1 protein-coding gene is annotated in these 1,812 nt (G+C 51.8%); it reads left to right on the forward strand.

The genetic code is table 11. From position 1 onward, the window contains the following. Window positions 1-1,812, forward strand: a 1,812-nt coding sequence (locus tag VCHENC03_RS0125470) for a beta strand repeat-containing protein (RefSeq protein ID WP_009705179.1), incomplete at both ends; no start/stop codon positions are given.

Genomic DNA, 1,812 nt, shown 5'->3' on the forward strand with positions numbered 1-1,812 from the left:
TATGAGTAATGCAAGTACAACAGATACCGTTGTCAGCATGACACTCGCCGATGGCACAGCAGACGGCGGTGTCGATTATACTGATACACAGGTGACGATCACTTATGCGGACAACAGCACTGAAGTTGTGGCGGTAAACCCTGATGGTTCGTTTGATGTCACAGTGCCTGCCAACGACACCACATACAGCATCACCGTTAGCACAACGGATGATGATTTGTTCGAAGGTCCAGAGACCTTTACGCTGTCTGGTGCAACGGCCGTACAAACCACGCCAGCAGAAGGTACGGGCACAATTGTTGATGATGGCAGTGGCCCAGGCCCTGATCCAGATGACGACCGTCCAACAGTGGCGTCGATTAGCTCAACCACGGTCAACGAAGGTGACCCAGCGACACTGGATGTGACCATGAGTAATGCAAGTACAACAGATACTGTTGTTAGCATGACGCTCGCCGATGGCACCGCAGACGGCGGTGTGGATTACACCGATACACAGGTGACGATCACTTATGCGGACAACAGCACTGAAATTGTCGCGGTAAACCCTGATGGCTCGTTCGATGTCACTGTTCCTGCTAACGACACCACATACAGCATCACCGTTAGTACATCGGATGATGATTTGTTTGAAGGCCCAGAGACCTTCACGCTAAATGGTGCAACTGCTGTTCAGAGCACACCAGCAGAAGGTACAGGTACGATTGTTGATGATGGCAGTGGCCCAGGCCCTGATCCAGATGACGACCGTCCAACAGTGGCGTCGATTAGCTCAACCACGGTCAACGAAGGTGACCCAGCGACACTGGATGTGACCATGAGTAATGCAAGTACAACAGATACTGTTGTTAGCATGACGCTCGCCGATGGCACAGCAGACGGCGGTGTCGATTATACTGATACACAGGTGACGATCACTTATGCAGATAACAGCACCGAAGTTGTAGCAGTAAATCCTGATGGTTCATTCGATGTCACCGTGCCTGCCAACGATACTACTTACAGCATCACTGTTAGCACAACGGATGATGACCTATTTGAAGGCCCTGAGACCTTTACGCTGTCCGGTGCAACTGCCGTACAAACCACGCCAGCAGAAGGTACGGGTACAATTGTTGATGATGGCAGTGGCCCAGGTCCCGATCCAGATGATGACCGTCCTACCGTGGCATCGATTAGCTCAACCACGGTTAACGAAGGTGATCCTGCGACACTTGATGTGACTATGAGTAATGCCAGTACAACAGATACTGTTGTCAGCATGACGCTAGCCGATGGCACTGCAGACGGTGGCGTAGATTACACCGATACGCAGGTGACGATCACTTATGCGGACAACAGCACCGAAATTGTCGCGGTAAACCCTGATGGTTCATTCGATGTCACCGTGCCGGCCAACGACACCACTTACAGCATCACTGTTAGTACAACGGATGATGACCTGTTCGAAGGCCCTGAGACCTTTACGCTGTCTGGTGCAACTGCTGTTCAGACCTCGCCAGTAGAAGGTACAGGTACGATTGTTGATGATGGCAGTGGTCCTGGCCCTGATCCAGATGACGACCGTCCTACCGTGGCGTCGATTAGCTCAACCACGGTTAACGAAGGCGACCCAGCGACACTTGATGTGACCATGAGTAATGCAAGTACTACGGAAACCGTTGTCAGCATGACACTCGCCGATGGCACAGCAGACGGTGGCGTGGATTATACCAATACACAAGTGACTGTAGCTTATGCGGACAGCAGCACCGAAGTTGTCGCGGTAAATCCTGATGGCTCGTTCAATGTCACTGTTCCTGCCAATGACAC

The sequence above is a fragment of the Vibrio sp. HENC-03 genome, assembly GCF_000305755.2.
In the GTDB taxonomy this organism is placed as follows: domain Bacteria; phylum Pseudomonadota; class Gammaproteobacteria; order Enterobacterales; family Vibrionaceae; genus Vibrio; species Vibrio owensii.